22 protein-coding genes are annotated in these 26,009 nt (G+C 63.0%); 5 read left to right on the forward strand and 17 right to left on the reverse strand.

The genetic code is table 11. The features are described from left to right. Nucleotides 1–14: 14 nt before the first annotated feature. Both GJ695_RS00170 and GJ695_RS00175 read right to left on the reverse strand, forming a co-directional pair. Nucleotides 15–1,163, reverse strand: a complete 1,149-nt coding sequence (locus GJ695_RS00170; RefSeq protein WP_154361620.1) for a GTP-binding protein — start codon at nucleotides 1,161–1,163, stop codon at nucleotides 15–17. A gap of 85 nt (nucleotides 1,164–1,248) precedes the next feature. Beyond that, the gene (locus tag GJ695_RS00175; RefSeq protein WP_154361621.1) at nucleotides 1,249–1,677 is read right to left on the reverse strand and encodes a Fur family transcriptional regulator; all 429 of its coding nucleotides are present in this window, start codon (nucleotides 1,675–1,677) and stop codon (nucleotides 1,249–1,251) included. A gap of 68 nt (nucleotides 1,678–1,745) precedes the next feature. Here GJ695_RS00175 and GJ695_RS00180 point away from each other — a divergent pair, with 68 nt between their 5' ends. Beyond that, entirely contained in the window at nucleotides 1,746–2,063 is a 318-nt protein-coding gene (locus tag GJ695_RS00180; RefSeq protein WP_154361622.1) for a hypothetical protein, read from the forward strand. 114 nt (nucleotides 2,064–2,177) lie between these two features. Beyond that, nucleotides 2,178–4,163 carry a TonB-dependent receptor gene (locus tag GJ695_RS00185; RefSeq protein ID WP_154361623.1) on the forward strand — a complete coding sequence of 662 codons (1,986 nt, stop codon included), beginning with the start codon at nucleotides 2,178–2,180 and terminating at the stop codon, nucleotides 4,161–4,163. A gap of 4 nt (nucleotides 4,164–4,167) precedes the next feature. Here GJ695_RS00185 and GJ695_RS00190 read toward each other — a convergent pair whose 3' ends face one another. The 6 genes from GJ695_RS00190 to GJ695_RS00215 form a co-directional block, all read right to left on the reverse strand. After that, nucleotides 4,168–4,893 (reverse strand): ABC transporter ATP-binding protein, encoded by a 726-nt coding sequence (locus GJ695_RS00190; RefSeq protein WP_229260253.1) that lies wholly within the window; start codon nucleotides 4,891–4,893, stop codon nucleotides 4,168–4,170. Then, on the reverse strand, nucleotides 4,872–5,816 hold the full coding sequence (locus tag GJ695_RS00195; RefSeq protein WP_154361624.1) for an ABC transporter permease: 945 nt from the start codon (nucleotides 5,814–5,816) through the stop codon (nucleotides 4,872–4,874). The genes GJ695_RS00190 and GJ695_RS00195 overlap by 22 nt, the downstream gene beginning before the upstream one ends. An 11-nt stretch (nucleotides 5,817–5,827) precedes the next feature. Then, complete coding sequence (locus GJ695_RS00200) at nucleotides 5,828–6,814, reverse strand: aliphatic sulfonate ABC transporter substrate-binding protein (RefSeq protein WP_154361625.1); 987 nt, start codon at nucleotides 6,812–6,814, stop codon at nucleotides 5,828–5,830. 94 nt (nucleotides 6,815–6,908) lie between these two features. Continuing rightward, a complete protein-coding gene (gene hmpA / locus GJ695_RS00205) occupies nucleotides 6,909–8,090 on the reverse strand; it encodes an NO-inducible flavohemoprotein (protein WP_154361626.1) in 1,182 nt (393 codons plus the stop codon). A 100-nt stretch (nucleotides 8,091–8,190) separates the two neighbouring features. Next, nucleotides 8,191–10,467, reverse strand: coding sequence for a TonB-dependent receptor (locus tag GJ695_RS00210; RefSeq protein ID WP_154361627.1), 2,277 nt, complete (start codon nucleotides 10,465–10,467; stop codon nucleotides 8,191–8,193). Nucleotides 10,468–10,533: 66 nt separating this feature from the next. Then, nucleotides 10,534–10,893, reverse strand: coding sequence for a DUF2946 domain-containing protein (locus tag GJ695_RS00215; RefSeq protein WP_154361628.1), 360 nt, complete (start codon nucleotides 10,891–10,893; stop codon nucleotides 10,534–10,536). Nucleotides 10,894–10,985: 92 nt separating this feature from the next. Here GJ695_RS00215 and GJ695_RS00220 point away from each other — a divergent pair, with 92 nt between their 5' ends. Then, nucleotides 10,986–13,064, forward strand: coding sequence for a TonB-dependent receptor family protein (locus GJ695_RS00220; protein ID WP_154361629.1), 2,079 nt, complete (start codon nucleotides 10,986–10,988; stop codon nucleotides 13,062–13,064). A 42-nt stretch (nucleotides 13,065–13,106) separates the two neighbouring features. On the opposite strand, the gene GJ695_RS00225 is transcribed toward GJ695_RS00220, so the two are convergent. Further along, nucleotides 13,107–13,940, reverse strand: a complete 834-nt coding sequence (locus tag GJ695_RS00225; protein ID WP_154361630.1) for a transposase — start codon at nucleotides 13,938–13,940, stop codon at nucleotides 13,107–13,109. A 214-nt stretch (nucleotides 13,941–14,154) separates the two neighbouring features. On the opposite strand from GJ695_RS00225, the gene GJ695_RS00230 reads away from it, so the two are divergent. Continuing rightward, entirely contained in the window at nucleotides 14,155–14,904 is a 750-nt protein-coding gene (locus GJ695_RS00230) for a Crp/Fnr family transcriptional regulator (protein WP_154361631.1), read from the forward strand. Between the two features lie 9 nt (nucleotides 14,905–14,913). Here GJ695_RS00230 and GJ695_RS00235 read toward each other — a convergent pair whose 3' ends face one another. After that, nucleotides 14,914–15,141, reverse strand: coding sequence for a hypothetical protein (locus tag GJ695_RS00235; protein ID WP_154361632.1), 228 nt, complete (start codon nucleotides 15,139–15,141; stop codon nucleotides 14,914–14,916). Between the two features lie 169 nt (nucleotides 15,142–15,310). Here GJ695_RS00235 and GJ695_RS00240 point away from each other — a divergent pair, with 169 nt between their 5' ends. After that, nucleotides 15,311–16,756, forward strand: coding sequence for a SulP family inorganic anion transporter (locus GJ695_RS00240; protein WP_154361633.1), 1,446 nt, complete (start codon nucleotides 15,311–15,313; stop codon nucleotides 16,754–16,756). On the opposite strand, the gene GJ695_RS00245 is transcribed toward GJ695_RS00240, so the two are convergent. From GJ695_RS00245 to GJ695_RS00275, 7 genes are all read right to left on the reverse strand, one after another. Then, complete coding sequence (locus GJ695_RS00245) at nucleotides 16,746–17,198, reverse strand: DUF29 domain-containing protein (protein WP_154361634.1); 453 nt, start codon at nucleotides 17,196–17,198, stop codon at nucleotides 16,746–16,748. The two genes, GJ695_RS00240 and GJ695_RS00245, sit on opposite strands and share 11 nt — an antisense overlap. Before the next feature lie 57 nt (nucleotides 17,199–17,255). Beyond that, entirely contained in the window at nucleotides 17,256–19,595 is a 2,340-nt protein-coding gene (locus tag GJ695_RS00250; RefSeq protein ID WP_154361635.1) for a hypothetical protein, read from the reverse strand. Next, nucleotides 19,592–20,305, reverse strand: coding sequence for a hypothetical protein (locus GJ695_RS00255; protein ID WP_154361636.1), 714 nt, complete (start codon nucleotides 20,303–20,305; stop codon nucleotides 19,592–19,594). Before GJ695_RS00255 ends, GJ695_RS00250 begins: the two co-directional genes overlap by 4 nt. A 41-nt stretch (nucleotides 20,306–20,346) precedes the next feature. Next, complete coding sequence (locus GJ695_RS00260) at nucleotides 20,347–21,786, reverse strand: catalase (RefSeq protein ID WP_154361637.1); 1,440 nt, start codon at nucleotides 21,784–21,786, stop codon at nucleotides 20,347–20,349. A 131-nt stretch (nucleotides 21,787–21,917) separates the two neighbouring features. Beyond that, nucleotides 21,918–22,445, reverse strand: coding sequence for an OmpA family protein (locus tag GJ695_RS00265; RefSeq protein WP_154361638.1), 528 nt, complete (start codon nucleotides 22,443–22,445; stop codon nucleotides 21,918–21,920). 123 nt (nucleotides 22,446–22,568) lie between these two features. Further along, complete coding sequence (locus GJ695_RS00270) at nucleotides 22,569–24,743, reverse strand: 3'-5' exonuclease (RefSeq protein ID WP_154361639.1); 2,175 nt, start codon at nucleotides 24,741–24,743, stop codon at nucleotides 22,569–22,571. Between the two features lie 3 nt (nucleotides 24,744–24,746). Further along, nucleotides 24,747–25,871: a LacI family DNA-binding transcriptional regulator gene (locus tag GJ695_RS00275; protein WP_154361640.1), complete on the reverse strand. Its 1,125-nt coding sequence runs from the start codon at nucleotides 25,869–25,871 to the stop codon at nucleotides 24,747–24,749. Between the last annotated feature and the right edge of the window lie 138 nt (nucleotides 25,872–26,009).

Raw genomic sequence — 26,009 nt, forward strand, 5'->3', positions numbered from 1 at the left:
CGCGCATCATATCATCACTCGATAACCCATTCAGGGAACGGGTCCGCATAGCGCTGCCACGCGGCTTCGCCGGCCGCCTGCTCGGCGTCGGTCAGCACGCAGTAGGAGAACGCTTCTTCGATCGCCGCGCGGTCCAGGTTCTGGCCGATGAACACCACCTCGTTGAAGCGCTCATCGTATGGCTCGGCCCAGCGGCCGACCGGTTCCACCGAGGCGATGCGGCCGGCGCGCGAATACGCCACCGCCCATTCCGGCCGCGTGGCCAGCCACAAATAGCCCTTGGCGCGCAGCAGGCCAGGGAAGGCTTGATCGAGAAAGTGGTTGAAGCGCTGCGGATGAATGGCGCGCTCCTCGCGCAGCACGAAGCTGGAGATGCCGTATTCCTCGGTTTCCGGCGTGTGCTCGCCGGCCAGTTCGCGCGCCCAGCCGGCCATTTCGCTGGCTTTCTCCAGATCGAACTTGCCGGTGCCGAGAATTTTATGCAGCGGCACCTGGCCACGCTCGGCGTAGGTGATGACGGCGCCGGGATTCAGTGCCTTGATTACCGCACGTACTTCGCCCAGATGCTCCATCGACACCAGGTCGGTCTTGCTCACTACGACCACGTCGGCAAATTCGATCTGCTCGCACAGCAGGCTGGCCAGCGTGCGGTCGTCGCCTTCGCCGGCGGTTTCGCCGCGCTGGGCCAGGAAGTCGGTGCTGTTGTAGTCGGCCAGCAGGTTGAGGGCGTCGACCACGGTGACCATGGTGTCGATGCGCGCCACCTGGTTCAGCGAACGGCCGTGTTCATCCTCGAAGTCGAAGGTGGCTGCGACCGGCATCGGTTCGCCGACGCCGGTCGACTCGATCAACAGATAATCGAAGCGTCCTTCGGCGGCCAGCTTGCGCACTTCCAGCAGCAGGTCTTCGCGCAGCGTGCAGCAGATGCAGCCGTTGCTCATTTCGACCATGCGTTCTTCGGTGCGCGACAGGGCGGCGCCGGCGCTCTCGCTGCCGTCGCGCAGCAGGCTGGCGTCGATATTTACTTCGCTCATGTCGTTGACGATGACGGCCACGCGCAGGCCGTCGCGGTTGGCCAGGATGTGGTTGAGCAGGGTGGTTTTGCCGGCGCCAAGGAAGCCGGAAAGGACGGTGACGGGCAGGCGTGGGTCTGGATTGGACATGCTGAATCTCGCTTAATAAATGCAATCGAGTTGCATATTAAGCTGATTCAAATACAAACGCAACTAGCTTGCGTTAATTAATTTCTCAGTTTTTACGCGAGCAGTTCGGGCAGGTGCCCTTGATGAGGAAGTCGATTTCCTGCGTCTGGAAGCCGTCCGGCAGCTTGATCTTGCGCGGCAGCGCCACTTCGGTGACGCAGGTCACCTGTTCGCACTTGGTGCACTGGAAGTGCGCGTGCTCGTGCGCGTGGTGGCCGGCGCCAGCGCTGAAGCGCCACACCTGGTCGGCGCCGGCAATGCGGTGGATCAGTTCATTTTCGGTCAGCCATTCCAGCACGCGGTAGAGCGTAACGGAGTCCAGCGCTTCGTGCGCGGTCCTGGCAAGACGGGCCTGGATTTCGTGATGGGTCAGCGATTTATTCTGGCCCAGCAAAAAGTCGAGAACCAGCACGCGCTGGCGGGTGACGCGGGCGCCGGTGGCTCGGATCTGGGATTCGGCGATATCTGTGTGCATCCTGGTATGGTAACACGCCCCGTATTGCGGTTAGAATACCGCCCATGATTCGCCGCTCCTTCACACATGTGTTCCTCGCGCTCCTGCTGCTCCTGACGCAGCAGGTCGGGGTAACGCACGTTTATTCGCACTGGAGCGGCATCGAGCAGCCGCAAAACATCCAGCTGACCGAAGAAGACCACGCCGAGCATCGCAAGCGCGTGGCCGTCCACAAGGTCTGCGCGGAATGCGTGTCGGTGGCGCAGATGGCCGCGGCCATCACCAGTTCGCCGCTGACGCTCGCTATCTCCACCCTCAGCACCGGCCCAGTCACCGTGCCGACCACGCTGCCGGCTTGCGAACGCACCACCTGCGTTTTCCAGTCGCGCGCACCTCCTCTGGCCTGACACCCGAAATCCATTCTGAATATTGAGATTTTTTGCCGCTGCGGGCCGCAAGGCTTTGCCTCGCGTTGTCATGCGCGTTCGCGCGGCTGTCACTTACATTGCTAGAGGTTTTACATGAAGATTCAACGCACGCTGCTGGCCGGCGCGATCCTGTCCGCCTATTCCACGCTGGCTCTTGGCCAGGCCGGCGAACCTGTTGTGCCGCAGGTGGTAGTCACCGCCAATCCGTTCGGCAAAACCGCCAATGACCAGATCTTGGCTCCGGCCAAGGTGCTGGCCGGCGACGAATTGCGCGACAAGGCCGGCAGCTCGCTGGGCGAAACGCTGTCGCAGGAACTGGGCGTATCCGCATCGGCGTTCGGCGCCGGCGCTTCGCGTCCCATCATTCGCGGCCTGGAAGGTGCGCGCGTCAAGATGCTGGAAAACGGCATGGCCGTCTCCGACGTCTCCGGCCTGTCCAACGACCACGCGGTGGCGGCGGAGGGCGCGGTGGCGCAGCAGATCGAAATCCTGCGCGGCCCGGCGGCACTGCTGTACGGCTCGGGCGCCATCGGTGGCCTGGTCAATGTGGTCAATGAACGCATTCCCACCGCGCTGGAGCCGAAACTGACCGGCCAGATGGAAGCACGCGCCAGCACGGTCGACAGCGGCCGCAATCTGTCCGGCACCATCGACGGCTCGGTCGACAAGATGGCCTGGCATATCGACGGTAATTTCCGCAATGCGGATGACTACAAGATTCCCGGCAACCGCGTGCTGGGCGATCCTGATTCAGCGTCCGGCCGCCTGCCGCATTCCGACACGCGCGAGCGCACCGGCGGCATTGGCGGTTCGTGGGTGGATAGCTGGGGCTTCATCGGCGCTTCGGTCTCGCGCCTGTCCAACGTCTACGGCATTCCAAGCGACGAAGGTTCGAAAATCGATCAGAAGCAGACCCGCTACGATATCGACAGCCTGGTGAAAGCGCCGTTTGAAGGCTTTGAGACCTTCAAGTTCAAGGCCGGCTACACCGATTACAAGCACGCCGAAATCGGCGAAGACGGCGCACCGGAAGTGCTGTTCAAGAACCACTCGACCGAAACGCGCTTCGAGCTGACGCACAAGCCGTTGGCCGGCTGGCGCGGCACCTTTGGCGTGCAGACCGAGAACACCAACTTCTCCGCACTGAGCGCGGAGGGCGGCCCGGACACGGTGCCGGTCACGCATTCGACCTCGAATGCCGCCTTCCTGGTGGAAGAAACCGACCTCGGTCCGGTCAAGTTCAATGCCGGCGGCCGCGTGGAGCGCGTCAAGCGCGAGCCGGTGACGGGCGTGAACCGCTCGTTCAACCTGCAATCGGGCTCGGTCGGCGCCATGTGGCCGTTCGTTCCAGGTTACGCTGTCGGCGCAACGCTGTCGTATGCGCAGCGCGCGCCGTCGACCGAGGAGTTGTATTCGGCCGGTCCGCACGACGCTACCGTTACCTTCGACATCGGCGATGCCGATTTCAAGAAGGAGACCTCGCGCAATGTCGAGCTGAATGTGCAGAAGACCACGGGCCTGGTGCGCTGGAAGGCCAACGTGTTCCGCAACAAGGTCAGTGATTTCATCTACGGCCACGTCACCGGCAACCTGGTGGACGCGGAAGGCAATCCGGGCAGCGAACTGCGCGAGCGTATCTTCGAGCAGGCCGACGCCACCATCCAGGGCGTGGAAGCCGAGCTGGAATACAACCCGACCGGCGCCGGCTGGTCTGGCCGTCTGTTCGGCGACACCTCGCACGGCAAACTGGATCGCGGCGGCAGCCTGCCGCTGCAACCGGCCAACCGCATCGGCGTCAGCGCCGCGTACAAGATGGGCGCATGGCGCGCCGGTTTGTCGCTGGTACACGCGCAGTCGCAGGATCGACTGGCGTCGTTTGAAACCAGCGATACGCCAAGCTACAACCAGGTCAACGCCAATCTGTCGTACACGCAGAAGGTCGACGGCTACGACCTGACCTGGTTCCTGCTTGGTAAAAACCTGACCAACGATGAGATCCGCGTATCGACGTCGGTATTGAAGGACATCTCGCCGCTACCAGGCCGTAATGTGGTGTTCGGTGTGCGCGCCAAGTTCTGATGGATCAGACGTGAAGGCTGTCGAGAATGGCGGCCTTCAGTTTGGCGCCATCGATGTCGCCGCGTTTGCGTGGCGCAGGGCCGGGATGGAATTCGGTCAGACCGCCGTCCAGCAGGACGATGCGGTCGCTCAGGTAGAGCGCCTCGTCGATGTCGTGCGTGACCAGCAGCACGGTGAGCTTGTGCTGGTAGGCGACCTTCAACAGCAGGTCTTGCAGTTTCATGCGCGTGAAGGCATCGACGGCGGAAAACGGTTCGTCGAGCAGCAGCACGCGCGGTTGCGTGAACAGGCCGCGCGCGATGGCGGCGCGTTGCGCCTGGCCGCCGGACAGTTGTTTCGGCAGCGCTTGGGCGTGGTCTTGCAGGCCCACTTCGGCCAGCAGACGCGTGACCAGCCGTTGCGATGACGGCGCGTTGTTGCTGTCGAAGGCGACGTTTTCTGACACGGTCAACCACGGGAACAGGCGCGGCTCCTGGAAAATAAAGCCTATGTCGCGGCTGACGCCGTGCAGCGGTTTGCGGTCCAGTTTAATCTCGCCGTCGAAATCGCGGTCCAGGCCCGAGGCGATGGAGAGCAAACTGCTTTTGCCGCAACCGCTGGCGCCGATCAGGCCGACCACTTCGCCTTCCTGCAGTTGCAGGCTGACGTCGCGCAGCACGGTGCGTGCGCCGTAGCGCTTTTCGTTGATGTGGATGTCGAGGGCGATGGTCATGCGTAGCTGTCGCGCCATGCAAGGCTGCGCTTTTCTATGACAGCCATCAGGCTGTCGCTGATTTTGCCGAGGATGGCCAGCAGGGCGATGGCCGCGAGGACGATGTCGGCGCGGCTGGTTTCGCGGCCGTCCGACAGCAGGTAGCCGAGGCCTTTGCTGGCGGCGATCAGTTCGGCGGCCACCATGAACATCCAGGCCAGACTGAGGCCGTTGCGCAGGCCGGTGAGGATCGCCGGCAGCGCGGCTGGCAGCAGCACGCGGCGGGTGAGGGCGATGTTCGAGAGCTGGTATAGCCGGGCGACTTCGATCAGTTTGCGGTCCGCGCCGCGTATACCGGAAGCCACGCCCATATAGACCGGGAAGAAGGCGCCGATGGCGATCAGGACGATCTTCGGCGCTTCATCAATACCAAGCCATAGCAGTAGCAGCGGCACCCATGCCAGCGACGGAATCGCGCGCAGTGCCTGGAAGGTCGGATCGAGAATCGCTTCCGCGTGGCGGCTCAGTCCAACAGCGGCGCCCAGCAGGACCGCCAGCAACGCACCGGCCACGAAGCCAGCGAACACGCGCAACGTGCTGGCGACGATATGGCCGAGCAGTCCCTGCGCACCGAGATCGCGCAGCGTCTCAACGATTTGCGACGGCGCCGGCAGCATATTGGCCGGAATCAGCCCGCCGCGAACAGAAAGTTCGATAGCCACCAGTGTAGTCACCGGCAACAGCAAACCAAGCAAAGTCCGTCGCACGCGCTGTCCCGAAGCCCCGAGCGCCGAAGGGCCGCGCCCGGCCGATGTTGAGCCCACCGCAACCGCAGGCGATGATGCGCCCGCCGACACTGATGGCGCGACGACGGCAGCAGTTTGCGCAGGCACATTCTCGGACGCCGGGCGTTGTGCTGCGGGCAGAATGCCTGGCGATTGCGCGGCCGCTTGGCTGCTCATGCTTTACGCTCCTATGCCCGCGTGATGTAAGGCTGCGCGAAGCGGGTATCGACCAGCTCCGCGATGGCGCGGTTCAAATCCGTATCCGCCTTGACCAGCGCCTCTTCCTTCAATATCGGCGCCGCCACCTGCAAAGCCTTCACATGCTCGCTACCCGGCTGCGGATTACTGAAATCACTGCGCAGCTTTACCTGCAACAGCGCCACCGGCAGCGAAACCTTCGCCTCTTCAGACAAGATCCTGGCCGCCTCGCTCGGATTCGCCCGCACCCAGGTCCGAGCGCGCTCATAGGCCTTGATCACGCGCGCCACCTCCGCCGGCCGCGTCGCCAGAAAATCCTCGCGCACGTTCAGGAATCCATAGGTATTGAACGCGACATTCCGATAAATCAGTTTAGAGCCGCTTTCCAGCTCGCTGGCCGCCATGTGAGGATCGAGGCCGGCCCACGCATCCACCTTGCCTTGCTCCAGCGCCGCACGGCCATCCGCATGCTGCAAACCCACATGCTCGATATCGCCGCGTTTCAAGCCCGCCGTCTGCAAGGAACGCAGCAGAAACAGATAAGGATCGGTTCCCTTGGTAGCCGCCACCTTCTTGCCCTTCAAATCCGCCACGGTGCGGATAGGCGAATCCTTGCGCACCACCAGCGCCGTCCACTCCGGACGTGAGAAGATATACGGCGTCTTGATCGGATTGCCATTCGCCTTGGCCAGCAACGCAGCCAGGCCCGCCGAGGAGCCGATATCGATACTGTTCGCATTCAGATATTCAAGCGCGCGATTGCTGCCGGCGCTCAGCACCCAGCGCACCTGCACGCCATCCGCCTTGAACTCCTCTTCGAGCCAGCCGAAACGCCGCAGCACCAGGCTGACAGGCGAATAATAGGCATAGTCCAGCCGCAGCTCCTTCAGTGGCGCGGCGACAACCAGCGATACAGGAGACAAGCCGGATAGGGCGGCACTACCGGCCGCCAGCTTCAACAGAGTTCTGCGCTTCATGTGTTCCCAATATGAGGAGTGGATGCATAAAGTATTACATCCACGCCCGTCCGGGTACACGAAGAAAACCAGCTTTACATAGTTGAAAATCGCATCAAGCCAGCGCCTGCGCAGGGCCGAAGAACTCGTAATAAGTCTGCGCCGGCGGCACGCCCAATTCGGCCAGATGCGCCTTGATCGCCCTCATGAACGGCGTAGGGCCGAGGAAGTAGGCATCCAGATCGCGCGTCTCCGGCAGCCACTCTGCCAACTGTCGCGGATTCAAATACCCGGTGGCGTGTGGCTGCGGCGAGTGCGTATCCACGGATTCATAGCAGTAAAAACGCTGCAACTGCGGATGTTGTGCCGCCAGCGCATCGATATGATCGCGGAAGGCATGGACGCTGGCGTGGCGCGCCGCGTGGATGAAATGGATAGGACGGTTGCTGGTCAGCGCCGCAGTCAGCATCGCCAGCGTAGGTGTGATGCCGACGCCGCCGCTGATCAGCACCAGCGGCTTGTCGCTGTCGGCCAGCACAAAGTCACCCGATGGCGGGAACAGATTGACGCTGTCGCCCACTTGCACATGATCGTGCAGGAAGTTGGACACCATGCCGCCAGGCGCGCGCTTGACGCTGATGCGGTAATTCGCGCCATTGGCCGTGGCGGACAGCGAATACTGGCGCCGCTGTTCTTCGCCGTTCACGTCCACCAGCACGCCGACATACTGGCCAGGCTTGTGCAGTACAACCTTGCCGCCATCGACCGGAGCCAATATGAAGGAAGTGATCTCGTCGCTTTCCATCGTCTTGGAAATCACACTAAAGGCGCGTGCGCCGCGCCAGCCGCCCTCGGCCTGCTCGTTCTCCGTATAGGCCTTTTCCTCGGCGCCGATCAGGATATCCGCCAGCTGGCCATAAGCCGCGCCCCAGGCTTCGATCACCGCATCGGTGGCCACTTGGTCCCCGAGCACTTCGCGGATCGCCTTCAGCAGCGCGGCGCCGACGATAGGGTAGTGCTCCGGCTGGATCTGCAGCGATACGTGCTTGTTGACGATGGTGCCGACCAGCGGACCAAGCTTCTCCAGCTTCTCGATATTCTTCGCATACATCAGCACCGCGTTGGCCAGCGCGCGCTGCTGATGGCCCTCGTGCTGGTTGGCCTGATTGAACAGCGGCTTGACGTGCGGGTAGTCGCGAAACAGCGATTTATAGAAATGGCGGGTCAGCGCTTCGCCGCCTTCCTCCAGGATTGGGACGGTGGCGGTGATGATGGCTTTGTGTTCGGTGCTAAGCATGATGTTTTCGTCTTTATGAGGTTACGACGTAAACAAGTATATCATATGAATGTTTAAGCGTGCACCAGGCGCCACCGGAATTCCGGCGGCGCCCTTGGACTTAGATATCGAACTTCAGTTCAGCGACGTAGGTACGTTGCGGATACGGATGGAAGTTCCAGTACTGGTAGTTATTGAGATTGTCGACGCCCACCGCCATGCTCCATTGCGCGTTGAAGCGATAGCGCACGCGCGCATCGGCGGTGAAGTACTTGCTCGAGCCCTGATAGGCAAAGCCGTTGACATCCGAATTATCCAGCGTCGAATACTGCTTGCCGCTGTAGCGCGCCGCCAGCGTCGCCGACAGCTTGTCGTTGACGGTGTAGGTGGCCACGCCGGTGGCGCGCCATTCAGGAATGCGCGGCTGCCATTTGCCCACACTGCTCGGGGCCTTGTCGTTGCGGATGATCTTCGAATCGGTCCACGTCAGGCTGGAACTCAGATCCAGTCCGCGCAGGCCGACATCGTTGGCGCCATACGACACTTCCAGGCCCTTGGTGCGGATCAGGTCCACGTTCTGGATATTGGTGACGTTGGGCGTGACCAGCACATTGGTCTGCGAGTACAACGCGTCCGTGGTGCGTTCGCCGAACGCCGTCAGGCGCAGGTAGCCGGCGGCCAGCTTGCGTTCTCCGCTCAGTTCCGTGGTCCAGGACTTTTCCGGTTTCAGGTTCGGATCGTTGTTGGTCAGCTGGCCGGCCGCGTTGACGCCGCCCTGGTACAGCTCCGACACGGTTGGCATGCGCACCGCGCGGCCCAGCGAGGCTTTCAACACCCAGTCTTCGCTGGCCTGGTACGCCAGTGCGGCCTTGGGCGACACATAGTTCTCGGTACGCTCGACGTGCGACACGGCTTTGAGTGCATTGGCCGTCACGCCGTCATGCGCATGCCATTGCTCGAAGCGCGCGCCCAGCACCGTCTTCCACTGCGGCGAAAACTTCCAGGTGTCCTGGGCGTACAGGCTATTGATTTCGGTCTTGCCGGCAAAGCGAGAGGTCGCAACGCCACTTGGCGCGCCGTTGATCCAGTCAGTGGTGGGCGACTCGGTGCTGCTTAACTTGTAGGCTTCGCGCTGATAGCCGAATTCCGCCACGTGCTCCACGTCCGGACGCCATACGCCCTTGGCGGCAAAGGTATTCCAGCCAGTGCCGCCCTGATTCACCAGGCGTCCGGCGCCGCCGGACAACGCGGTTGGCATGGCGACGGTCGCTGCGCGTAGCTGGTCCTTGTTGTAGTCATACAGGCTGGCCGCGACTTCCCAATCGAATACGCCCTTGGTGTTGGTCTTGAGCGTCAGGCCATGCATATAGTGCTGAAGGTCTTCGTTGGACAGATTGAAATCGGTCGGCGCCAGCGTGTAGCTGCGACCATTGACATTGACGACGCCACTGTAGACCGGCTGGCCCGCCGCATCGCGCAGATAACTGGATGGGCGACCTTCCGAATCGTTGCGCCACAGCCCGAAGGTATAGGTGGCGCGCATGGTCGGAGAAAAATCATAGGCCAGCTTGGCCTTCAACTGATCCTGCGTCGTGTGGTACTGCGTGGCGGTGCCGAACAGATACCATGGCGTGTTGGTGCGATCCAGGCCGGCGACGGCGCCGGTGACCGGCGTGCCGGCGTTGCCGATGGCGCCAGCGGACACCGCGCGCGTCGGGAAGGTCAGCGGCTGGCCTTCGCTGTCGGTGCGACTCAGGGCCAGCCACCAGGACCACGCCCCCTGGCGGTCGCCAAGCGAGAAGCTGCCTTGCTTGCCATCGTAATTGTCCTTGGTGCCGTAGAGTTTAAATGGCTGATGCGTCAGCGTCAGCTTGGCGTGCGCCTCGAATCTGGTCGGCATGCGCGTGACGTAATCGACTACCGCGCCGACCGAGTTGCCGCCGTAGGCTGCGGAGAAGGGGCCATACAGCACATCGACACGCTCGATTTCCTCCGGGCTGACCATGCCCCAGCGCGGCGCGAAGGTGGCGCCGTTGCCGAGGTAATTGGACAGCAGGATGCCGTCGGCATACACCATCGAGCGCGCGCTGTTGCCGGTGCCGGAAGCGCGTGTCGACAGCACGGCGTGATTGTAGTCGCCGATATAGCGCTTGCGGACCAGAAGGCTGGGCAGGTATTTCAGCGCATCTTCGGCATCGGTGGCGTTGATATCGCGCTCGATTTCTTCGCGCGTGATGCCTTCGATGGTGGTCGGGATCTGCGTCGGCAGTGAAGTAGGGCGGTTGCCGGTGACGGTGACCGTGCCTAGTTGATGCAGCGGGACGTCTTCATCTGCGTGGACGTGGGAGGCAAAGGCGGCAAGCAGCGCCAATGCCAGGGGAGACATGGTGGTTTTCATGGTATTCCTGATGATACGGATAGATAGCCGCCGTCGTCGCAACGATGGCGGGGCACGAACTAACGATCAGGAAAGGGCGGGAGGTCCGCGAGGGCTGGCGGCGCGCCACGTGTGCAGCGGCTGCGGCGCGGTGTAGAACAGCGGCGGATAAAAGTCATGGCCGCCGATGACGGCGAAACCACCCAGGGCCGACGGCGGCAGGGCCGGCGCGCCGCCGTGCATCACGCAATAAGCGCAATGCTCCATGCCGTGCATGATATTGGTGGGCGCCTTCTTGGCGCCGCTGTCCACCGTACACATTTCCGCCAGGGCGGCGGTCGTGGTGGAAGCCAGGGCATGCGATACCGTCGGCGCCAGCGCGGCAAACAGAACGCCGAGTATGGCGATCCAGATGTGCAGCGTTTGACGTTTGACGAAATAGAGCATCCGCAAATTATAACTGACAGCTTGCGAGTCTGGTAATTGTTAATGAGAACTGTTATCATTCAACTTATTATCACACAACAACTATTCTTCACATGTCTGAACTGCAACTGAATGTCGCGCCTTTCAAACTGACCGCCCTGGCCGCCGCGGTGTCCCTGCTGATGGCGCCGCTCGCGCTGCACGCCCAACAGACTGAAGACGCGCCGATGGAATCGATCCAGGTGTCGGGCAGCTGGCTCGGCTCCGGCCTGCAAAACAGCGTGAAGAACTTCGCCGGCGCGCGCACCGTGGTCAACAAGGAAGAAATCGACGAGACCGGCGCGGCCAACATCGGCGACGTGCTGCGCCGCATTCCCGGCGTGCAATCGACCGACAACTCGGGCACGGCCGGCAGCGCGATTTCGCTCAACATCGGCATCCGTGGCCTGACCGGCCGTTACTCGCCGCGCTCGACCGTGCTGCTGGACGGCATTCCGCTGGCGGTGGCGCCATATGGCCAGCCGCAACTGTCGTTCGCGCCGGTCAGCCTGAACAATATTGAATCGATCGACGTGGTGCGCGGCGGCGGCGCGGTGCGCTATGGCCCGCAAAACGTCGGCGGCATCATCAACTTCCGCAGCCGCGCGATTCCGGAAGGCGAGGGCATCAGTGGCGACGCCAACGTGCGCTACAACCACTTCAGCGAAGGCGGCGAAAACCGCCAGTACAGCGCCTTCGTCGGCGGCACCGCCAGCAACGGCCTCGGCGTGGCGCTGATGTATTCGGGCATGGAAGGCTCGGAATGGCGCAAGGGCAGCGACGAGCGCGTCAACGACGTGGCGTTGAAGTTCCGCTATCCGCTGAATAATCATAGCGAGGTGTACGGCAAGGTTTCCTACTACGACGTGTTGTCGCGCACGCCGGGTGGCCTGACGGTGGCCCAGTACAACGCCGACCCGTTCCAGAACACCCGTCCGACCGACTTCTGGAGCGGCGACCGCCATGGCGTCGACGTGGGCTACCTGAACACCCTTTCGGCCGCGCAGGAATTCGAAATCAAGGCGTATTACAACGAAAGCTTCCGCCAGAGCGCGCTGATCAACGCTGCCAAGACGCAGATCACCTGGCAGCCGCGTAACTACGAAGTGCTGGGCATCGAACCGCGCTACACGCAGCGCTTCAACGGCGGCGGCATGCTGCATGACGTCACCGTCGGCTACCGCTACCTGCGCGAGCGCGGCGACGACAACAACTACATCCAGACCGTGTCGACCGGCACGAATGGCGCCATCACCCGCTTCGTCAACAGCACCGACGCGCACGCGGCCTACATCGACGACCGCATCGCGCTGGGCGCCTGGCGCATCACGCCGGGCGTGCGTTACGAGCAGATCTCGTCGACGCGCAACGACGTCGCCGCCAAATCCACCTTCGAGACCGACAACACCAAGGCGCTGCCGTCGCTGAACGTGGCTTACCTGCTGAATCCGGCGCTGACCGTGTTCGTCAACTACACCACCTCGTTTGGTCCGGTGCAGAACACGCAGCTGAACTCGCAAACGCCGGCCAACCCGCTGAAGCCGGAACTGGCCAAGACGGCCGAGCTGGGTGCGCGCTGGAAGAGTAGCTCGGTAAGCGCCGAAGTGACCGCCTTCAAGCTCAAGTTCGACAACCAGATCGTGCAAGTGCCGGGCATCACGCCGGCGACGTTCCAGAACATCGGCGCGACCAACCACGACGGCATCGAAACGGCGGCCGACTACACCTTCGACGAAGCCAGCGCGCTGGCAGGGCTGAACGTGTATGCCAACTACACCTACACCAAGGCGATCCAGGAATCGGGCGCGACGGCGGGGCTGGACGTGCCGTTCTACTCGCGCACCACCGACACCATCGGCGCGCGCTACCGCGTCGGCGCGTGGACTGCGAACCTGTCGACCACGCACCAGACCAAGCAATACTCCGACACCGCCAACACGGTTGCGGAAACGGCCAACGGCGCCGCCGGCCTGATCCCCGGCTTCCGCCTGCTGAACGCCAACCTCTCGTGGAAGCAGCGCGGCTACGAAGTGGCGGCCGGCGTCAACAACATCGCCGACAAGCGCTACTACACCCGCAACGTCGACGGCAACGCCGGCCGCATGGCAGGCGCCCCGCGCACCGGCTACGTCCAACTCCGCGTCACCTACTAAAACTCCGGGGTCAGGTCCCCCATTTCTACACGAGCTCAACAGTCAGCCGCGCTTTCTGACGGCGCGGCTGGCTGTTGAGTGGGATACGCCGAAGTGGCGGGCGATTTCGGTGAGCGTGTAGGCGTGGGTGCTGTAGGCGACGGCCATGGCGTCGTCACGATCGGGATATTTCAACTGGCATTCGTTGAGCGAGGGCGCCAGTGTGCGGCGCTGTACCCTGGATATGCCGGCTAGCGCGTCTGCGTTCGTTGTAGATTGAAGTTCTGCAATGAATTGCTCGCTTCCGAGTACTGTTTGTTGGAATGTGTTTGCCAAAGGGCTGGCCACACCAACGCCATCCAGGACAAATTGACGATAGGCGTCTTTGGCGTTACGAATCTGATCGCTGAATCGTGACAGCAGCCAATTCGTATGCAGCCAGACGGGCGACGGTGCCTCCGCCAACATCAGGTTATAGCTGCTCCAGAGCCAATCTCCAGGCTGCGTGACCAGCTTTGCCCGCACAGGGTTGAGTACGATATACCGGGCCAACTCAAGCAAATAGCTTTCCCGATCGACCAAGATCGCCTTGTAGCGCCCTTGAAAAACATGTCCGACCAGATTATGGCGGCGATTGAAATACTGTGAATAGACGCCGTTCAGTTGCCGCATCCCCAGCGCCAGATTGCCATCCAAGGTCTCCACCAGCAGGTGATAGTGATTACCCATCTGACAGAACGAATGTACGGCGAAGCGAAACCGCGCACAGACCTCGCCCAAAGTCTGCAGCCATACTGAGCGGTCCGTGTCATCAATATAGATGAGCGCCTTCCGGTCACCGCGACTGGTGACGTGGTACAGCGCGCCCGGGAATTCCAATCGAAGAGGTCTGGTCATCGCCCGACAATAGCCGGTTTAGCCGCCCAAAGCCTTGGCATGGATCAGCTCGTGTAGAAATGGGGGACCTGACCCCGGAGTGGGGGCGTAGGACTAAGATGACATTCTGCAATGTTCGCAGCCTACATAGGACGACAAGGTGGTCCTATACCGGCGGGGTGGGCTGATCGATATAGTGTCTACATCAACCAGACAGACACTTACGAGGCTTACCATGAACGCACTTCACACCACTCCAGCCGCAGCGCCACAAATCAGCCTGATCGGCGCTCAACAGAACGACCTGCTGCGCGCGCTGTCACGCGACGATCTGCTGGCCCTGTTCGCCAGCCTGGAATTGGTCACGTTGCCGGAAGGTAAGCATCTGTTCGATTATGGCGATGCAGTCGAGTACACCTACTTCCCGACCAACGCCATTATTTCTTTGCAGTATGTGATGGAAGACGGCGCCACGACCGAAATCGCCGTTGTCGGCCGCGAAGGCGTCGTCGGCGTGGCCCTGCATCCAACCGAACGCGCCAGCTACGCCGCCGTGGTGCAAACCGCCGGCTACGGCTACCGCCTGAAAACCGCGATGCTGCGCGAAGTCTTCTACAGCGGCGGCCCTCTGGCCCAGCAGCTGATGCGCTACACCAGCATGATGTTCGCCCAGCTGGCGCAAAGCGTGGCCGGCAGCCGTCACACCAGCATCGAGCAGAAGCTGTGCCGCTGGCTGCTGGAACGCCTGGACCGTTCTCTGTCCAACGAGCTGAAAGTGACCCAGGAAATGATCGCCAACATGCTGGGCGTGCGCCGCGAAAGCATCACCGGCGCGGCAGGCAAGCTGGCACAGGAAGGACTGATTATCTACCGTCGCGGCCTGGTTACGGTACTGGACCGTGAGGCGATGGAACGCCGCGCAGGCAGCTGCTACCAGGGCCGCATCATCAACGCGGCTCCGGCACAGCAACGCTACGCAGCGTAAGAAGGACAGTTAGTGCAGGACGCGGGACGGCGGAGCAATAAGGAAACCGCCGAAATCCATCCGCGTAGGCATGCGTGCCGCCAGATCCTGATCCAGCTTGCGCTGCACCAGCTTGTGCCAGGCACTGGCCCAGCGGGCAGCCAGCTGGGATTCTTCAGCCGAACGCGCGTACAGCGTTCTTTCGACGGCGATTTTCTGGCGTTGCAGGGCGTAGCTGGCGGATATCAAGGTAGTCATGGCGTAGTTGACCGGGCTGGGTTATTCGGAGATGCGTTGCCATTGTGCCCGTCTTGCCCCGATTCTGAATGTGCGCCACTTCACCCAAGACGATGAGTAAACAGCCCGGCACGTGTAAAATGCACGTGCTGTTGCTATTTTGCATCGATTCTTTGCGGTTTATTCCCCCATGTGGTCTTCCAATTTCTCTAAAAACGCGCTGGCGGGTCTGACCACGTCCTTCGCCTTAGTTCCTGAATGCATCGCCTTTGCGCTGGTGGCGCATCTCAATCCGCTCACCGGCTTGTACGGCGCGTTCTTCATTTGCACGATCACGGCCATCTTCGGTGGCCGTCCTGGCATGATTTCCGGCGCCGCCGGATCGATGGCGGTGGTGATTGTCGCGCTGGTGGCCCAGCAGGGGCTGCAATATTTCCTGGCAACGGTGGTGTTGAGCGGACTGATCATGCTGTTGTTTGGCGTGCTGCGACTCGGCAAACTGGTGACGATGGTGCCGCATCCGGTGATGCTGGGCTTCGTCAATGGCCTGGCGATCGTCATCGCATGGTCGCAATTGCAACATTTTAAGGCGGATGGCGCCTGGTTGCAGAGGACTTCGCTGGTGTGGATGTGCGGCCTGGTGCTGCTGACCATGCTGATCGTTTACCTGCTGCCGCGCCTGACCAAAGCCTTGCCGCCGGCGTTGGTGGCGATTGTCGGCGTCGGCGTATTGTCGGCAACGCTGGCGCTGCCGGTGCGCACGCTCGGCGACATGGCGCATATCGCCGGCGGCCTGCCGGTGTTCGCGCTGCCGGATGTGCCGTTGACTCTGGAGACCTTGCGCATCGTTTTCCCGTATGCGCTGCTGATGGCGGTGGTCGGCCTGCTCGAAACGCTGCTGACCTTTAATCTGACCGATGAAATCACCGAGACGCGCGGTTTGCCGAATCGCGAATGCGTGGCGCTGGGCGCGGCCAATGTGGCGTCCGGCCTGTTCGGCGGCATGGGCGGCTGCGCGATGATCGGGCAAACCATGATCAACCTGAGTTCCGGCGGCCGCACGCGCGTGTCGGGCGCGGTCAGCGGCATCATGATTTTATTGTTTATACTGTTTTTGTCGCCGCTGATCGAACGCATTCCGCTGGCCGCGCTGGTGGGGGTGATGTTCGTGGTGGCGCAGCAGACTTTTGCCTGGAGTTCGTTGCAGGTGCTGGGCAAAGTGCCGCGTCATGATGCGCTCTTGATTGTCGCGGTGACGGCGATTACGGTGGCCACCGATCTGGCCACGGCGGTATTGTGCGGGATTGTGATTGCGGCGCTGAGTTTCGCGTGGCGTCATGCGCGCGATATCCGTACCGATGTGGAGCACGGCGCCGGCGTCAAAACCTATACGCCGCATGGCACGTTGTTCTTCGCGTCGGTGGCGCATTTCAACGAGTTGTTTGACTTGCAGGACGATCCGCAGCAGGTGGTGCTCGATTGCCGTTACCTGCGGCTGGTCGATCATTCGGCCGTGGTGGCGGTGGCCGCGCTCAGCGAGCGCTATGCCAAGGCCGGCAAAACGCTGCAGGTGCAGCACCTGTCCAAGCGTTGCGAAGCGCTGCTGCAACGCTCGGGCGTGGCGGTCACGGCATAAAATCCGGATCAAGTAATTGCTGGGTTGAATACGGCAACTGCGCGGGAAAGACTTCCAGATTCAGCCGCGTCTCGACAGCCGCTCGGCGACGTGCATCCGCATAGCAATCCAGCGCAAAAGGAAGGACGCGCTGGCGCATGCTCGGGCTGCTGGCAAGCAAGAGCGATATGCGGCGGCGCTGTTCGATTAATGTCGAGTGCCATTTGTTGCGCGCATGGTCGGTCTGATACTCGCATTTGAGCAGATGCATGATGAGCACGGTCAGCCGGCTATCCAGTTCATGCGCATATTGTTTTTTCATGCCGTCGAGCTCCTCGACCAGGTTCTCGATATCCAGGTCCGAGAACCTTCTTTCCGACAGTAAGCGGACCTGCGCGTCTATCCACAGTACCCAATCGTTGTCGTAGCATGAGATTGCGCGGGGCTGGGCCAGTGTTTGCATGATGCGCCTCCAAAAGCTTCAGCTTAGGCCGGCGCCATGCCCCGCGTTTGAGACGGATCAATAGTAGTAGGGCGTCTTGCGGCTCCACTCGGTGTTGCCGTAGCGCTTGCCCAGCACGGTGAAGGCGTTCTTCGACAGCGCCTTGGCATCGGCATCAAGGCAGCCGCCGCGCGTCGATTGCACCACCACGTAGAGCAGCCATGGCAGATCGGGATCTTTCGGCACCGCCGTCACGCGCCGCAGGACGTGATCGCCGACGAAGCCGGTGGCGGTCTTCAGCGCGCCGAGTTGCGCCAGTTCCTTGTCGCGCACCGCGCCGTTGCCGGTCTCCGGCGCGGGCGGGGCGACCTCGATGGCGGTGTCTTCTTCCACGGTGACGCCTGGCCTGGCCGGCAGCTTGCACCACATGCTGGCGGTGACATCGTCCGGATTCGCCTGCGCGAATTCGTCGCGCGTCGCGTTGTACCAGGTGAGCGTGGGCGTCAGTTGCCACTTCATGGCGCTGAGCAGCATCAGGTGGCGGCGCTCCTGCGTATTGGATGTCTGATATTTGTGCATGTCCGCAGCCAGCGCCGGCACGCTTTGTTCGATGCGCTGCGCGGCGGCGATGGCTTGCGGCTCTTGCCCCAGCAAGTCGAAGCGCATCCATGCGGCGATGGCGATGCGCGCGCGCAGTGCCGCCGGCAGGCGCTTGTCGGCGCTCAGCGCGTACAGGTCGGCGGTCGCCAGGCCGCTGTTCAGCCAGCGCTGGCCATCGGAGGCCAGCTCTTCTCCGGTTGGCTTGGCGGAGGCTTTTTCGCCGCTGTCGGCATCGCGCGATTCGGTCGGCGTGCGCAGCAGGTATGGCACGGCTTCCGCCGGAGTGGCGGCGATGGCCAGACGCTCCTGGCGGAACAGATTGCGCGCGCTTGGCGAAGCCGCGGCAGCCAGTTGCGGGCTTGCCAGCACCGCGTCTTCCAGCGCGCGCGCCTTGTCGGCCTGTTTGCCGGTCCGATAGTGACGCGCCAGCGCATAGCGCACGGTCAGGTATTCCGGCGCGTCGGCAGCGACTTGCAGGCTGGCTTGCTCCAGATCCGCCGGCATCGCGTCGCCGCTCAAGGCGGCGGCCATCAGCCACACGCGCGCCTGCGGCTTGTTGCCCTCCCTGGCGTAGCGCCGCCATTGCTCCAGCGCGTGTTCGTGCTCTTGCGCGCAGGTGTATTCCGGTTTGTAGCCATAGCATTGCTGAATGGTTTGTATCCAGTCGATGAAGCCTGCCGATTTGCGCAGCGGGGACAAGGGCAGCAGCTGGTTCGCCAGCAGGCGCCAGTCGCCCAGATGGTCATCGGCATAGGGATCGGCGCGCGGGTCGTCGAGTACCTTGCTCAGTTCAGCGAAGCGTGTCTTGGGCGTCAACTGCGAGCGCATGCTGCGTCCGATAGCGCGGGCATCTTCGTGCAGATCCTTCAGCGACGCATCCGCCAGAATGCGGTCGATGGCTTCCTGGATCGCGTCAACTTTCCTTTGTTGCGATGCCGCGCGCGCGGCGGCGGCCTCCGGGCCTTCCTGGGCGATCGCCCGCTGCTGTTTCCAGCGCTCTTCTTGCGATACCGATGGCGGAACATAGGTCGCTGCGCGCGCCTGTGTGCGCAGGCTCAGATAGGCGCCCCAGTGGCGCAGCGGATGCTGGTCGGTTGCGCCAATGCGGGTAAACAGCTTGCCGCTGGCGGCGTAATCTTCAGCATAAAACGCGGCCGATGCCAGTTGATACTCCTGCATCTGCCGCCAGTACAGCGCTTCGGACGCGGGCAGCGCCGCCGGCTGCGCCGCCGCCAGCTTGGGCTGGCCGTAGCCGGGACGGCGCACTTCGGGATCATCGCCGCAAATGCGGAACACCTGCCGCTGGGTGGCGATCCACGCTTCCAGCCGCGCCGGCGTGGCGTCGCTGCGCCGGGCGAGGTCGGTCAGTGTCTGCGCGGCGAAGGCGTAGCTGCTGTCCGGGCAGGCGCGGTAGGTGGTGGCGACGTTGTCCTTGTCCGCTGGTGGCAGCAGCTCGCGTTTCGCTGCAGCGCTTACCGCCTTGCGCCAGCCGGCGTAGACGTCATCCGGCGCGTTCCGGCGCCAGTCGCCGTAGCCTCCGGGCCGGCCATGCACCGACACGGTCAGGCCGTGTTCGACGCCAGGCGACGCTTTCAGGTCGCGCGCGCCGAGCATGACGTCGCGCCAGGCGGTGTAGAGATACATGCGTGCATAGGTCGGCAGCACGACACCCAATTGGCCCGCCTGATAGCGTTCCAGCGCAATGTCCGGCGCGTAGCGGCCGGCGTAGCGGTCGTAGGGCACATCGCCGCTGGCGCCCGCGTTGGCAACGGTGAGCAGTGCGGCGGCCAGTGCGCCGATTTGATGGAAACGCGTCATGGAGTGCTCTCAATGTCAGTGCCACGCTTCCACGCGTGGCGGTCGAACCAGTAGGTTTTAGGATAGCGCGCCGTCACGTCGGACGGAAACGCTTCCTGCGGCGAAAAGCCTGCCACGTTGCGGCAACTGGCGTGCAGCGTGGACGGAGAATGCTGGATGATGTCGCGCAGGCGCGCGCTGTCTTTACCCATGCGGAAGAACATCGGCACCACTTCGTCGGCGCCAAGGTCGTCCAGCCAGGCGGGCGAGCGGCACCACCAGGCCAGCGCGGTCACACTCAGTTTGATCTGTGGCGGCAGTTCGCCGCGCAGCTGGCGCACCAGCGAGCGGTAGAAAACGCGCTGCGAGGGTTTGGCTTCCATGTCCAGCTGCACCCAGCCGGAGGTGCTGGCGTCGGCCGCTTCGTGCATCGCGCGCACGATCATGGCGCGACGGCTTTCGATATCGACGGGAGAATTGACGGTGCTGACCTCCACGTGGACGACGGGCGTGATGCGTGATGCATTCGGCCAGCGCGCACGCGGGCGGGTGAGGGCGGTGTCGCCGCTCAGGAGAATATGACGCTGGAGGACTGCCGCTTCCGGCTGCGACCACGCCGGCAGCGCGGCGCCATCCCACAGCCATGCGATGCGCTGCGCATCCGCTGCATTGGCGACGCCGCTGCCGGCAGCGCAGGCAAGCAGCGCAAGAATCAGGAAGATTAAAGGCATCGGCAAATGAGGCGGTTGATGGCCGCCTCATTGTACCGACTTTATTTGCCTTCGAGTGCCGCGATGGCGGCGGCCACGCCTGCGCCGTAGGCTGGATCGGCCTGGGTGCAGTTGTAGATGTGACGTTCCTGCACCGGCTTCGATACGCCGTGAATCGCACGCGCCGTGTTCTCGAACAGCAGCTGCTGCTTCTCGGCGGTCAGCAGGCGGAACAGATTGCCCGGCTGCGAGTAGTAGTCGGTGTCGACACGATGGTTCCAGTGATCGGCCGCGCCTTCCAGCGACAGCGGCGGTTCCTTGAACTGCGGGCTTTCCTGCCACTCGCCGCGGCTGTTCGGCTCATACGGCGTCTGCTCGCCGCCGTTCGGCGTGATGCGCATGGCGCCGTCGCGGTGGTAGCTGTGGAACGGGCACTTGGGCGCGTTCACCGGAATCTGGTGATGGTTGACGCCCAGGCGGTAGCGCGCCGCGTCGCCATACGAGAACAGGCGCGATTGCAGCATCTTGTCCGGCGAGAAGCTCACGCCCGGCACCACGTTGGCCGGCGAGAAGGCCGACTGCTCGACTTCGGCGAAGTAGTTTTCCGCGTTGCGGTTCAATTCCAGCACGCCGACGTCGATCAGCGGGTAGTCGCCTTTTGGCCAGACCTTGGTCAGGTCGAACGGGTGATACGGCACTTTGGACGCATCGGCTTCCGGCATGATCTGCACCGCCAGTTTCCAGCGCGGGAAATCCTTGCTTTCGATGGCGTCGAACAGGTCGCGCTGCGAGCTTTCGCGGTCGACGCCGACCAGCGCGGTGGCTTCCGCATCGCTCAGGTTCTCGATGCCTTGCTGCGAAACGAAGTGGAACTTGACCCAGAAGCGCTCATTGGCCGGGCTGATAAAGCTGTAGGTGTGGCTGCCGAAACCGTGCATGTGGCGGTAGCCTTTCGGAATACCGCGATCACTCATGACGATGGTGACCTGGTGCAGGGCTTCCGGCAGCAGGGTCCAGAAGTCCCAGTTGTTTTCGGCGCTGCGCAGGTTGGTCTTCGGATCGCGCTTGACCACGTGGTTGAGGTCCGGGAATTTCAGCGGATCGCGGAAGAAGAACACCGGCGTATTGTTGCCGACCACGTCCCAGTTGCCTTGTTCGGTGTAGAACTTGACGGCGAAGCCGCGGATATCGCGTTCCGCATCGGCGGCGCCGCGTTCGCCGGCAACGGTCGAAAAGCGCATAAAGATATCGGTTTTCTTGCCGACTTCGGAGAACAGCGCCGCGCGCGTGTATTTGGTGATGTCGTGGGTGACGGTGAAGGTGCCGTAGGCGCCGGAGCCCTTGGCGTGCATGCGGCGCTCGGGGATGACTTCGCGCGCGAAGTGCGCCAGCTTTTCCAGGTGCCACACGTCTTGCAGCAGGACCGGACCGCGCGGACCGGCGGTCTGGGTGTTTTGATTATCGACGACCGGTGCGCCGGCCGCAGTAGTGAGGTTCTTCATGAAACTTCCTTCGCCTGAATGGGATGAATGGAAACTTCCAGCATAACGACTACAACTGCTTTTCGCCGCTCTCAAAAGAGAGAGTCACAATGAAAAACGCCCGGCAGTGCCGGGCGCTTGATCAAGCTGAATTACTTGCTTGGGTAGATGATGTCGTCGCGACGGTCGTGGGCGCGTGCTGCGTCGTCGGTGCCGGTGGTTTTTTCTTTACCGTAGCTGACGGCTTCCATCTGGCCTTCTTTCACGCCTTGTACTTTCAGGGCGGTGATCAGGGCTTGAGCGCGCTTCTGACCCAGGGCCAGATTGTATTCCGCGCCGCCGCGGTCATCGGTGTTGCCTTCGACTTTGATCGCCACGTTCGGGTTGGCGGCCAGGAATTTGGCGTGATCAGCAACCAGTGCATCGAATTCTGGCTTGACGGTGTACTTGTCGAAGTCGAAGTAGACGCTACGGTTTTTGTAGATCGAGCTGTTTGGGTCCAGGTAGGCTGGCAGCGGTGCGGCAACTGGTGCTGGCACTGGTGCGGCCACTGGCGCTGGTGCTGGCGCAACAACTGGTGCTGGCGCCGGTGCTGGTGCAGGGGCTGGTGCTGGGGTCGAGCAAGCGCTCAACAGAGCGATGGTGCAGGCTGCCAGCAGGATATTGGTTTTAGCTTTCATCGAAATACTCCCGAATTGATTTTGTTTGGGGGACATGGTGTGTACACGCTAGGTGTGAGGCTGTTCCGCAGCCCGCGACCAGTATTATATAAGGGTTTCCCTTGGAAATATTGGTCCCTTGCATTATTTTTTCATCCAAGTTAAAAATGGCGTCAGATCTGTCCCGCTTTCGACATACCAGGCGCGCCGCGCGATGTCGAATCTGGCGCCCAGCGCTTTGACCTGGTCCTTGTCGTGGAAACCGGCGGTCAGATAGTGGCGCGAGGCCGGCGCAGGGGCTGGCGCCCGCTGGTTTCGCTCTAGCGCGCCCTCGGCGGCTGCTGAAGATTTAGGCAAGCGCATCTGCGCGATGAAGCTGCTGCGCGCGTTCGCATCGGCCGGCGACAGCAAAGTCAGGCGCGCGCGGGCGCGTGTCGCCGCCACATAGAACAGGTTTTCCTCCTGCCGTCGTGGATGGGCCGGATGGGGGAACTCACCCTCCTCCAGATAGGGGAGCAGGACGTGCTCGAACTCCTTGCCCTTGGCGTTGGCTGCACATTCGATGAGCACCGACTTGCGGTCGCGCTTGCGGCGGATGAAGGCTTCGCGCGCGTTCACCGCGCTCCAGAATTCGCGCAGGCTCTGGCCGGAAGCGGCCGCCGCGTCGAGCAGGCTGGCGATCGACCGCGTGATGACGCTGGCGTCGTAGGCGCGCACGAAGATGCGGCGCGCGGTGGCGGCCAGCTTGACGCGCTCGCACAGTTCGGTCAGCACGGCGGCGGCCGGCGCATCGGCATCGACCGTCGACAGCCACGCCAGCGCATCGATCACGGCGCGCTTGGTGGCCTGGCTGGCGATGTCGCGGTAGCCCGGCTCGACGCCGTCGCGGCGCTCGTCCTCGATCAGGAACAATTCGCCCAGCAGGTCGGGACTCTTCAGGATCTGCTGCTTGAAGTTGTCCATGCTGCGCGTGGAGAACTTCATTTCGCTGAAGGCCACCAGCGCATCGACGATGGCCACGCGCACCTGCTCGGACTTGACGGCGCCGAAATCGCGCAGCGCGATCGCCAGCAGCCCGCGCAGGAACAGGATTTCATCACGTTGCAGGTAGCCGGCCATCGGCGGCGTGCGGTAGTCGATATCGGCTTCGATCAGCGCGTTTTCGATGGCCATCGATTGATGGCGGTCGCGGATCAGGATGGCGCAGCCGTCGTAGGCATGGCCGTCGGCCTTCCACTGGCGCACGGCGGCGACGACGCGCTGCGCGCAGTCGGCGGCGCTGTCGTAGTGGGCGTGCAGGATTTCGGTGCGCAGCGGCAGGCCCGATTCCACCGCCTTGTGCTTCAACTCGGCCATGGCGTAGGCCAGGTGCGGGCCGTGGCGCCAGGTCTGCGTCAGCGGATAGCGCACCAGCTTGGGAAAGCGCTCGGCGAAGCGGCGGTTCAGGTATTCCTCGCTGGCGCCCAGTTTGGCGTGGATCACCTGGTCCTGGTCGCCGGCGCCGACGAAGAAGCACTGCGGCCGGTCGATCAGCGCTTCCAGGATGCGGAAGGCGGCTTCGTTCAGGTCGTGGAGTTCGTCGCACAGCACCAGCCGGTAGTCCGGGAACTGCTCGGCCAGGCGCGCGCCGGCGTGCAGGTTGCAGGCCAGGTCGTAGGTGGCGTCGAACGGGCCGCGGAACACCGCGCCGGCGCCGCCGTCGAGCCGCAGCGCCTCGTATTCCAGCGTGACCAGATAGTCGGTCAGCGTGATGCCCAGCTGCTCGGCGGCTTCGTCGTGGCCCATGAATTCGACGTCGCTGTCGAGCGCCATGGTGGCTTTCAGGCCCAGCTGGACGTCGAGGAACTGGCTCAAGGCCAGGCTGTGGGTGTGCAGCTCCAGGCCGTCGACGCGGCCGGCGTAGCGCTCGCCGGTGCGGTCCATGGCCTGCAAGGCGTCATCTTTCAGCGCGCGGATGTCGCGGCACTGGCGCACATCGTCGTTGTCGGCCAGGTCCATCATCCAGGCCGAGAAATCCTCGAAACTCAGCACCGCCACGCGGTCCGCCAGCGTTGGCGGCACGCCCACTTCCACCAGCCGGCGGCGCAGCACGTCGCGCGCCTCCGGCGTGAAGGTCAGCGCCAGGATCTGTTCCGGCGCCAGTTGCCGCGCCAGCGCCTCGCCGATGCGCAGCGCCAGCGTGGTGGTCTTGGCCGCGCCGGCGTTGGCGTCGACCAGCACCACCTTGTTTTGCGCCAGCTGGATGGTGTTCTGTTCAGCGGTCGGGATCAGGCCTTGCGGAGTGAAACGGGGAGAGTTGGGCGGTTTGGGCTGGTTCATCCGCTACATTATAGCGACCGGCAGCCGCAGGCCGGTAGCGGCCAGCGCCGGCGGCGCGCCGGCGGGCGTCAGGCGCGCGGTGGCGCCTTCGATGAACTGGGCGTTGAAGACGCGCCGTTCGGTGTCGGTTTCGTGGTGGTCGATGCGCGCGCACAGCAGGTCGGCGGCGGCGGCGGCCATTTTCGGCATCGGCTGGCGCAGCGTGGTCAGGTTGTAGCTGATCCAGTTGGACGGCTCGACGGCGTCGAAGCCGGCCACCGACAGCTGGCCCGGCACGTCCAGCCCCAGCTCGTGGCGCGCGCAGTCCAGGCAGCCGATGGCCATGACGTCGCTGCCGCAGATGACGGCGTCCGGCACGCCGCCCAGCTGGGCGATGATGGCTTTCAGGCCCAGCGCGCCGCTGCGGTAATCATAGGCGCCGGGCACCACCACCGGCGTTGGCAGTCCCAGTTCGGCGATGCGCTCGCAGGCGCCGCGCTGGCGTTCGCTGGCCACGCTGTAGTCCTCGCTGCCGGCGATGATGCCGAACTGGCGATGGCCGGCGGCGGCCAGCCGCGAGGCCAGCATGCGGCCCGATTCCAGGTGGTCGCAGGTGACGGTGTTGACCGAGGCGTCGCGCAGCTTGCGGTTGAACAGCACCAGCGGCATGCGCCGGCGCTCGAATTCGGCGATGTGCGCCGCGCTCAGGCGGGCGGCCGCCACCACGCCGTCGACCTGGAACTGCCAGACGTCGGCCAGCACGCGGTCGACATCGGCCTCGCGCTGCAGCGTGAACAGCAGCAGGCGCTTGCCCTGCGCGGTGAATTGCTGGCTCAGTTCGGCCAGCAGCTCCGGGTAATACAGGTTGGCCTGGTTGGTGATAATCAGCGCCACCATGTTGGAGCGGCGGGTGATCAGGCTGCGCGCGGCGGCATTGGGGATATAGTCGAGCAGGGCGGCAGCCTTCATCACCAGCGCATAGGTGGCCTTGGAGACGCTGGCGCCGGGCTTGAAGCAGCGCGACACGGCCGATTGCGACACGCCGGCCACCAGCGCCACGTCATACGACGTCACGCGGCGATTCTCGCGGGCGATCACGGTTTTTACCTCTGTTGCGCAATGCTCAACTGTCAGCTTGGTTTTGGTCATCGTCGGGTGTCTGGGACTGAAGCCGTTTTGTTTGCATTTTTATCAGTAAGGCGAGCATAATTAAAAACTTACCGGCTGGCAATAAATATCGCATTTCTGCAAAGAAATATCTTCTCCCATGTGGCTATGACGCAATTT

The sequence above is a fragment of the Duganella alba genome (genome assembly GCF_009674495.1).
Taxonomy (GTDB): domain Bacteria; phylum Pseudomonadota; class Gammaproteobacteria; order Burkholderiales; family Burkholderiaceae_D; genus Rugamonas; species Rugamonas alba.

What these genes read in the sequence shown, in the direction of transcription:
- GJ695_RS00240 (WP_154361633.1), top strand. Translation starts at nt 15,311, where the DNA reads ATGTGGTCTTCCAATTTCTCTAAAAACGCGCTGGCGGGTCTGACCACG.
- GJ695_RS00195 (WP_154361624.1), bottom strand. Translation starts at nt 5,816, where the DNA reads ATGAGCAGCCAAGCGGCCGCGCAATCGCCAGGCATTCTGCCCGCAGCA.
- GJ695_RS00225 (WP_154361630.1), bottom strand. Translation starts at nt 13,940, where the DNA reads ATGACCAGACCTCTTCGATTGGAATTCCCGGGCGCGCTGTACCACGTC.
- GJ695_RS00185 (WP_154361623.1), top strand. Translation starts at nt 2,178, where the DNA reads ATGAAGATTCAACGCACGCTGCTGGCCGGCGCGATCCTGTCCGCCTAT.
- GJ695_RS00210 (WP_154361627.1), bottom strand. Translation starts at nt 10,467, where the DNA reads ATGAAAACCACCATGTCTCCCCTGGCATTGGCGCTGCTTGCCGCCTTT.
- GJ695_RS00175 (WP_154361621.1), bottom strand. Translation starts at nt 1,677, where the DNA reads ATGCACACAGATATCGCCGAATCCCAGATCCGAGCCACCGGCGCCCGC.
- GJ695_RS00260 (WP_154361637.1), bottom strand. Translation starts at nt 21,786, where the DNA reads ATGAAGAACCTCACTACTGCGGCCGGCGCACCGGTCGTCGATAATCAA.
- GJ695_RS00235 (WP_154361632.1), bottom strand. Translation starts at nt 15,141, where the DNA reads ATGACTACCTTGATATCCGCCAGCTACGCCCTGCAACGCCAGAAAATC.
- GJ695_RS00270 (WP_154361639.1), bottom strand. Translation starts at nt 24,743, where the DNA reads ATGAACCAGCCCAAACCGCCCAACTCTCCCCGTTTCACTCCGCAAGGC.
- GJ695_RS00230 (WP_154361631.1), top strand. Translation starts at nt 14,155, where the DNA reads ATGAACGCACTTCACACCACTCCAGCCGCAGCGCCACAAATCAGCCTG.
- GJ695_RS00220 (WP_154361629.1), top strand. Translation starts at nt 10,986, where the DNA reads ATGTCTGAACTGCAACTGAATGTCGCGCCTTTCAAACTGACCGCCCTG.
- GJ695_RS00200 (WP_154361625.1), bottom strand. Translation starts at nt 6,814, where the DNA reads ATGAAGCGCAGAACTCTGTTGAAGCTGGCGGCCGGTAGTGCCGCCCTA.
- GJ695_RS00275 (WP_154361640.1), bottom strand. Translation starts at nt 25,871, where the DNA reads ATGACCAAAACCAAGCTGACAGTTGAGCATTGCGCAACAGAGGTAAAA.
- GJ695_RS00250 (WP_154361635.1), bottom strand. Translation starts at nt 19,595, where the DNA reads ATGACGCGTTTCCATCAAATCGGCGCACTGGCCGCCGCACTGCTCACC.
- GJ695_RS00265 (WP_154361638.1), bottom strand. Translation starts at nt 22,445, where the DNA reads ATGAAAGCTAAAACCAATATCCTGCTGGCAGCCTGCACCATCGCTCTG.
- GJ695_RS00245 (WP_154361634.1), bottom strand. Translation starts at nt 17,198, where the DNA reads ATGCAAACACTGGCCCAGCCCCGCGCAATCTCATGCTACGACAACGAT.
- GJ695_RS00190 (WP_229260253.1), bottom strand. Translation starts at nt 4,893, where the DNA reads ATGGCGCGACAGCTACGCATGACCATCGCCCTCGACATCCACATCAAC.
- GJ695_RS00215 (WP_154361628.1), bottom strand. Translation starts at nt 10,893, where the DNA reads ATGCTCTATTTCGTCAAACGTCAAACGCTGCACATCTGGATCGCCATA.
- GJ695_RS00170 (WP_154361620.1), bottom strand. Translation starts at nt 1,163, where the DNA reads ATGTCCAATCCAGACCCACGCCTGCCCGTCACCGTCCTTTCCGGCTTC.
- hmpA (WP_154361626.1), bottom strand. Translation starts at nt 8,090, where the DNA reads ATGCTTAGCACCGAACACAAAGCCATCATCACCGCCACCGTCCCAATC.
- GJ695_RS00255 (WP_154361636.1), bottom strand. Translation starts at nt 20,305, where the DNA reads ATGCCTTTAATCTTCCTGATTCTTGCGCTGCTTGCCTGCGCTGCCGGC.